We start from the raw sequence: 6,089 nt of genomic DNA, 5'->3' as shown, positions 1-6,089 counted from the left end.
GCAGCCGGGATACCCGCCCGTGCCTAATCAAACTGCGCCCGTCCCGAGCCACGCGGGGTCCCCAGGTTACGGCCCGGGACAACAGCAGCCGTACAACCAGCAGTACGACTGGCGCTACCGGTCGCAGCCCTCGTCGTCGCCGACGACCCAGTTCCGTCCGCCCTACGAGCCCTTCAGCAACACCGGGCCGGGCCGGATTCCCGGGGGAACCGGTGTAGGCCCGATACCGGGAGGCACCGGCGCGGGTCCGATTCCCGGCATGCCGCCGGGCATGCCCGTCCGGCCGGAGCCCCAAAAGCGTTCTCGCGCAGGGCTGTTTGTCGTCGGTGCGTTGGCGATCGCGGTGGTGTCGGCCGGCATCGGCGGTGCCGCGGCCACCGCTATCGAGCTCGGCACGCACTCGACGGGCAACGGCGGCGGCCGGGTCATCGGGGCGGCGCCCAGCGTCCCGGCCGCGAACATGCCACCCGGCAGCGTCGAACAAGTCGCCTCCAAGGTGGTTCCGAGCGTCGTGATGCTCGAGACCGACATAGGTCGGGCGTCCGAAGAGGGCTCCGGCATCGTCCTGTCCACCGACGGGCTCATCCTGACCAATAACCACGTGATCGCCGCGGCAGCGGGACCGCCCAAAGGGCCCGGAGGCCCGCCCGGGGCTCCCGTGCCTCCCGGCGGACCGGGTGGCCCGGGCGGCGCGGGTGCCGGCGCCCCGACGGCCAAGACGACGGTGACCTTCTCTGACGGCCGCACCGCACCGTTCACGGTGGTCGGCGCGGACCCCACCAGCGATATCGCCGTGATTCGCGTGCAGGGCATGTCCGGACTCACACCCATCTCGCTGGGCTCGTCGTCCGATCTGCACGTCGGCCAGCCGGTCGTCGCGATCGGGTCGCCGCTGGGTCTGTCGGGCACGGTAACCACGGGCATCGTCAGCGCGCTGAACCGGCCGGTGTCCACCACCGGTGAGTCGGGCAACCAGAACACCGTGCTGGACGCGATCCAGACCGACGCCGCGATCAACCCCGGTAACTCCGGGGGTGCGCTGGTCAACATGAGCGGCCAGCTGGTGGGCGTCAACTCCGCCATCGCCACCCTGGGCGCCGACTCGCCGGATGCCCAGAGCGGTTCCATTGGTCTGGGCTTCGCGATCCCGGTCGATCAGGCCAAGCGCATCGCCGACGAGCTGATCGCCAACGGCAAGGCGTCCCACGCCTCGCTCGGCGTGCAGGTGATGAACGACAAGGGCACCCCCGGCGCCAAGGTCGTCGACGTCGTCGCGGGCGGTGCCGCGGCATCCGCCGGCGTCCCCAAGAACGTGGTCGTCACCAAGGTTGACGACCGGCCGATCAACAGCGCCGACGCGTTGGTCGCGGCCGTGCGGTCCAAAGCACCCGGTGACAAGATCTCGCTGACGTTCCAGGATCCCGCTGGTGGCGGCAGCCGGAGCTTGCCGGTAACCCTCGGAAAGGCGGATCAGTAGTGAGAGTGGACGAACCCTCGGCGCCCGGATTGTCTGAGCTCGGATATACGGTTGCACCCATGGAGACGGGTGCGGAATTGGTAGTCGGCCGGGCTTTGGTCGTGGTGGTTGACGATCGCACCGCTCATGGGGACGAGGACCACAACGGTCCGCTGGTAACCGAACTGCTGACCGAGGCGGGATTCGTCGTCGACGGGGTGGTCGCAGTCGCCGCTGACGAGATCGAGATCCGCAACGCTCTGAACACCGCGGTGATCGGCGGGGTCGACCTGGTCGTCTCGGTCGGCGGGACGGGCGTCACCCCCCGCGACGTCACCCCGGAGGCCACGCGCGAAATCCTGGATCGCGAAATCCTCGGCATCGCAGAGGCGATCCGCGGCTCGGGCCTGTCGGCGGGGATCATCGACGCTGGACTGTCCCGCGGTCTGGCCGGGGTGTCCGGCAGCACGCTGGTGGTCAACCTCGCCGGCTCCCGTTACGCGGTCCGCGACGGAATGGCGACGCTGAACCCGTTGGCGGCCCAAATCATCGGGCAGTTGTCCAGCCTGGAGATCTAGACCTCGCGGCGGGGTGCGCGCTGCCTTCGACTCGACGCGACTATTTCTTTTCGGCTTCCGCGCGGGGCCCGTAGTCGGGTGGGGGCGTGGTGGTCACATTCCCGTGCTTGCCCGGCGATTCGCCGTTGGTCTGCGCGAGCAGGTCGCGGATCTCCTTGAGCAGGACGACCTGGGCGTCGTCGGCAGGCTCCACCTCATTGCGTTTGCGCAGGGTGGTGTATGGCAGCACGACCAAGAAGTAGACCACCGCGGCGATGATCACGAAGTTGATGGCGGCCGAGAGGACTTCGTTCAGGTCGATGGTCTGACCGCCGCCGATGCTGATCCGCAGGATGCCGAGATCGGACTTCTGGTTGACGCCGATCCGGTTGATCAACGGCTTGATGATGGCGTTGGTGAAAGTGGTGACCAGTGCGGTGAAAGCGGTACCGATGACCACCGCGGTGGACAGGTCGATGATGTTGCCCCGGGAGAGAAACTCCTTGAACCCTTTGAGCATTGGAGACGGCCTTTCTCGGACTGGACGGAGTTACCGCCGGCCAGCGAACCAACAACGGCCAGGCACTCAGTGCAGGGTGAGCGTCACGGTCTGGCCCAGCGCCGACCCTGCCACCGCGTTCGCCACACGAGCCGGCAGCGCAACTAACACTACGCGGTCGTCGGCGGCGGCCTGAATCTTTTCTTTGGCCGAAACCAGCACCACCACGGCGTCGGTGGCCACCACCTTGGGGGCGGCGTGGGATTCATCCGGCGCACTGGCGGCCGGCGCGGCCAGCACGTCGACCACATCGCCGACCCGCACGAGGTCGATCAGTGCGCCATCGGCCAGATGCAGCGGCACGATGCGGGCGCCCGGCCCCGCTTTTGACTCGACTGCGGCCTCCGCCAACCGGCTTCCCAGCAAGCGGACGTCGGTGATGACCTCGCCGCGTCGTGTGGGGCCGGCTAGCGTCGAACCCACCACCGTGCCCAGGTCGGCTCGTGCCCCGTCGGGAACGGTTGCAGTCAAACGCTTTTCGAGCCGAACATCGGCGGCTGTCAACCCGACACCGGGACGAAGGTCATGGTCGGCGACCACGACTTGTGCGTAATCACCGGCGGGATGGGAGCGCAGCGTGGCGATTCCGGCCAGAACGACCAGCGCGCCCGCGGCGACTCGGCGTGCCAGCACTGTGCGAGTCCAGTCCGGCCGCAGCCACAGCGACAGCCGGCTCAATAGGCTTGGGTTCAGCGATGATTCGCCCACTCCGCAACGGTAGGCGCAACCCGGCACTCGGGTTCACGGCCGACAAGGCCGGTGTGGATAACCGTCAGTTGGTGGCGGCGGCCGTCGACGTTTTCGAGGCGCTGCTCGACGTGTCGCTCGAGCTGGAGCTGGACTTCTCGCTCGAGCCGGAGCCGGACTTCTCGCTGGATGCCGAGCTGCTCGATCCCGAGTCGCCCGACGAGGAGCCGTTGCTCGAACTCGACGGCTTCTTGCCCGACTCGCGGCTGTCGGTGCGGTAGAAGCCGCTGCCCTTGAACACCACGCCAACGGAGTTGAAGCGCTTGCGCAGCCGCCCGGAGCAGCGTTCGCACGTGGTCAGGGCGTCGTCGGTGAAGGCTTGCACGATGTCGAAGCGATCGTCGCACTCGGTGCATTGATAGCTGTAAGTCGGCACAAAAACCTCCGGATGATCGCAAACCTGATTAGCACTCTAGCGTCTCAAGTGCTAGAACCGCCACGTGACATGTCTCATTCCCGATATGTCAGGGCCAGCGAGATCGATCAATCCCCGGCGCGGCGTGAGCGCGTGGGTCACCGGGACGTCGTGCGGATCCGCCGGTAATTCGTCGAGCACTTCCGCGTCCCGGACGACCGCGATCAGCGGCGCGAGCGGGTCCCGAGCTCCCAGCGAGCGGTCGTAGAAACCCCGGCCCCGGCCCAGCCGCACGCCCCGGCGGTCCACGGCGAGCGCCGGCACCAGCACCACGCCGGCTTGCGCGAGGGCCGACGCCGGCAGCCACGGCGGCGGCGGTTCCAGCAGCCCCCACCGCCCGGTGGTCAGGGTGCCGGGCCGGTATTCACCCCAGGACAGCGGTAGCGGCGCGTTGGCGGCGGCGGTGCGCGCAACCGGCAACAGGACCCGTCCGGCGCGCCGCAACAACATGTCGAGCATCTCGATTGACCCCGGCTCGGTGCCTACCGGCACATAGGCGCAGACCGTGCTGTCGCTGGTCACAATGCTTTCCAGGGCTTCCAGCCGCGCGCATACCTGCTGCGCCTCGGCGGCGCGAACGTCGTCGGCAACCTGACGCCGGGCGGCGAGCAGCTGTTCGCGCAACGCGGCTTTGCCGGTGGTCGCCATGCGTCAACCATGACAGCCGGGTCTTCGGACGCGCCACATCGACTCGGCGAAGGGGATGCGGGTTATCGTGTGAACAATGTCAAGGCCAAACGTGGTGGTGCCACGCACTGCAGTCGTGCCCGCCGCGGGTCTCGGTACCCGCTTCTTGCCGGCGACCAAAACTGTCCCCAAGGAGCTGCTGCCGGTTGTCGATACGCCGGGCATAGAGCTAGTGGCTGCCGAGGCGGCCGAGGCCGGTGCCGAGCGGCTGGTGATCATCACCTCGGAGGGCAAGGACGGCGTCGTCGCGCACTTCGTCGAAGACCTGGTGCTGGAAAGCACTTTGGAGGAGCGCGGCAAGACGGCGATGCTCGACAAGGTCCGCCGCGCGCCGCAGCTGATCAAGGTCGAGTCCGTGGTGCAGAGCGAGCCGCTGGGGCTGGGGCACGCGATCGGTTGCGTGCAGTCGCGGCTGGCCGACGACGAGCACGCCATCGCGGTGCTGCTGCCCGACGACCTGGTGCTGCCCACCGGCGTGCTGGGGACGATGTCGAAGGTGCGGGCGCACTACGGCGGCACGGTGTTGTGTGCCATCGAGGTAACACCGGAAGAGGTCAGCGCGTACGGCGTTTTCGACGTCGAGCCGATTGCCGACGACGACAATCCCGACGTGCTCAAGGTCAAGGGCATGGTCGAGAAGCCGAAGGCTGAAGACGCCCCGTCGCTGTTCGCCGCGGCCGGCCGTTACGTGCTCGACCGCGCCATCTTCGACGCCTTGCGCCGCATCGAGCGTGGGGCCGGCGGCGAAGTGCAGCTCACCGACGGCATCGCCTTGCTGATCGCCGAGGGCCACCCGGTGCACGTGGTCGTGCATCGCGGATCTCGACACGACTTGGGAAATCCTGGCGGCTACCTCAAGGCTGCGGTTGACTTTGCATTGGATCGTGACGACTACGGCCCCGATTTGCGGCAGTGGTTGGTGGCGCGATTAGGCCTGGCCGAGCAGTAGCCGGGCGGTAACCCGGCTGGCGGACGACGGCGGGCCGGCGGAACGCGTAGCGGTCCCGGGCGGGGATGCCCCGCCCGCGCAGTGAGCGGGTCGCCCGATGCGCGGCTCGACGGCAGAGAGGCGCGCTGTGCGTTCGGTGGAAGAGCAGCAGGCCCGGATCACGGCGGCCGCGGTGGCCCCGCGGCCGATACGTGTGGCGATCGCCGAAGCGCAGGGATTGATGTGCGCCGAGGAAGTGGTGACCGAGCGCCCGATGCCGGGGTTCGATCAGGCGGCGATCGATGGCTACGCGGTGCGCAGCGTCGACGTGCTCGGCGTCGGCGAGGTGGGCAGCGAAAGCCTGCCCGGGCCGTTCGACGATTCCGGCGAGGGAGACGCGCGCGAGGGCCTGGTGCTGCCGGTGATGGGCACCGTCGAGGCCGGTTCGCGCACCCCCAGCCGGTTGCAGCCGCGCCAGGCCGTGCGCGTGCAGACCGGGGCCCCGCTGCCGACCCTCGCCGACGCGGTCCTGCCGTTGCGGTGGACCGATGGTGGGACGCAGCGGGTGCGGATTCTGCGGGGAGCGCCGTCGGGCGCCTACGTGCGCCGCGCCGGCGACGACGTCCAGCCCGGCGACGTGGCGGTGCGGTCCGGGACGGTAATCGGCGCGGCGCAGGTCGGTTTGCTGGCCGCGGTCGGCCGCGAACGGGTGCTGGTGCACCCGCGGCCCCGGGTGACGA

The 6,089-nt window shown here is 68.9% G+C and carries 7 protein-coding genes and 1 pseudogene; 4 read left to right on the top strand and 4 right to left on the bottom strand.

Annotated features, from left to right (window positions below):
* Positions 1 to 19 precede the first annotated feature (19 nt).
* Entirely contained in the window at positions 20 to 1,477 is a 1,458-nt protein-coding gene (locus A5652_RS21710) for a S1C family serine protease (protein WP_232001306.1), read from the top strand.
* Between the two features lie 59 nt (positions 1,478 to 1,536).
* Entirely contained in the window at positions 1,537 to 2,034 is a 498-nt protein-coding gene (locus A5652_RS21705) for a molybdenum cofactor biosynthesis protein B (RefSeq protein WP_067356524.1), read from the top strand.
* A 40-nt stretch (positions 2,035 to 2,074) separates the two neighbouring features.
* Here A5652_RS21705 and mscL read toward each other — a convergent pair whose 3' ends face one another.
* The 4 genes from mscL to A5652_RS21685 all read right to left on the bottom strand — a co-directional run bounded on the left by mscL (position 2,075) and on the right by A5652_RS21685 (position 4,382).
* On the bottom strand, positions 2,075 to 2,533 hold the full coding sequence (mscL, locus tag A5652_RS21700; protein WP_067356521.1) for a large-conductance mechanosensitive channel protein MscL: 459 nt from the start codon (positions 2,531 to 2,533) through the stop codon (positions 2,075 to 2,077).
* 66 nt (positions 2,534 to 2,599) lie between these two features.
* Positions 2,600 to 3,280, bottom strand: coding sequence for an SAF domain-containing protein (locus A5652_RS21695; RefSeq protein ID WP_067356518.1), 681 nt, complete (start codon positions 3,278 to 3,280; stop codon positions 2,600 to 2,602).
* A 64-nt stretch (positions 3,281 to 3,344) separates the two neighbouring features.
* Positions 3,345 to 3,695 (bottom strand): FmdB family zinc ribbon protein, encoded by a 351-nt coding sequence (locus A5652_RS27110; RefSeq protein WP_082984015.1) that lies wholly within the window; start codon positions 3,693 to 3,695, stop codon positions 3,345 to 3,347.
* Positions 3,696 to 3,746: 51 nt separating this feature from the next.
* The gene (locus A5652_RS21685) at positions 3,747 to 4,382 is read right to left on the bottom strand and encodes a 5-formyltetrahydrofolate cyclo-ligase (RefSeq protein ID WP_067356511.1); all 636 of its coding nucleotides are present in this window, start codon (positions 4,380 to 4,382) and stop codon (positions 3,747 to 3,749) included.
* Between the two features lie 76 nt (positions 4,383 to 4,458).
* Here A5652_RS21685 and A5652_RS21680 point away from each other — a divergent pair, with 76 nt between their 5' ends.
* Entirely contained in the window at positions 4,459 to 5,370 is a 912-nt protein-coding gene (locus tag A5652_RS21680; RefSeq protein ID WP_067356507.1) for a UTP--glucose-1-phosphate uridylyltransferase, read from the top strand.
* A gap of 127 nt (positions 5,371 to 5,497) precedes the next feature.
* A pseudogene (locus tag A5652_RS21675) lies at positions 5,498 to 6,089 on the top strand (molybdopterin molybdenumtransferase); the annotation flags it as partial.

Origin of the sequence: Mycobacterium sp. 1165178.9 (genome assembly GCF_001673555.1) — a bacterium.
In the GTDB taxonomy this organism is placed as follows: domain Bacteria; phylum Actinomycetota; class Actinomycetes; order Mycobacteriales; family Mycobacteriaceae; genus Mycobacterium.
Note: the sequence above shows the minus strand (reverse complement) of the source record. Positions and strands in the feature narration are given on the sequence as shown.

Excerpts from the sequence above, each read along its gene's own strand:
- A5652_RS21705 (WP_067356524.1), top strand. The coding sequence starts at position 1,537 with ATGGAGACGGGTGCGGAATTGGTAGTCGGCCGGGCTTTGGTCGTGGTG.
- mscL (WP_067356521.1), bottom strand. The coding sequence starts at position 2,533 with ATGCTCAAAGGGTTCAAGGAGTTTCTCTCCCGGGGCAACATCATCGAC.
- A5652_RS21685 (WP_067356511.1), bottom strand. The coding sequence starts at position 4,382 with ATGGCGACCACCGGCAAAGCCGCGTTGCGCGAACAGCTGCTCGCCGCC.
- A5652_RS21680 (WP_067356507.1), top strand. The coding sequence starts at position 4,459 with ATGTCAAGGCCAAACGTGGTGGTGCCACGCACTGCAGTCGTGCCCGCC.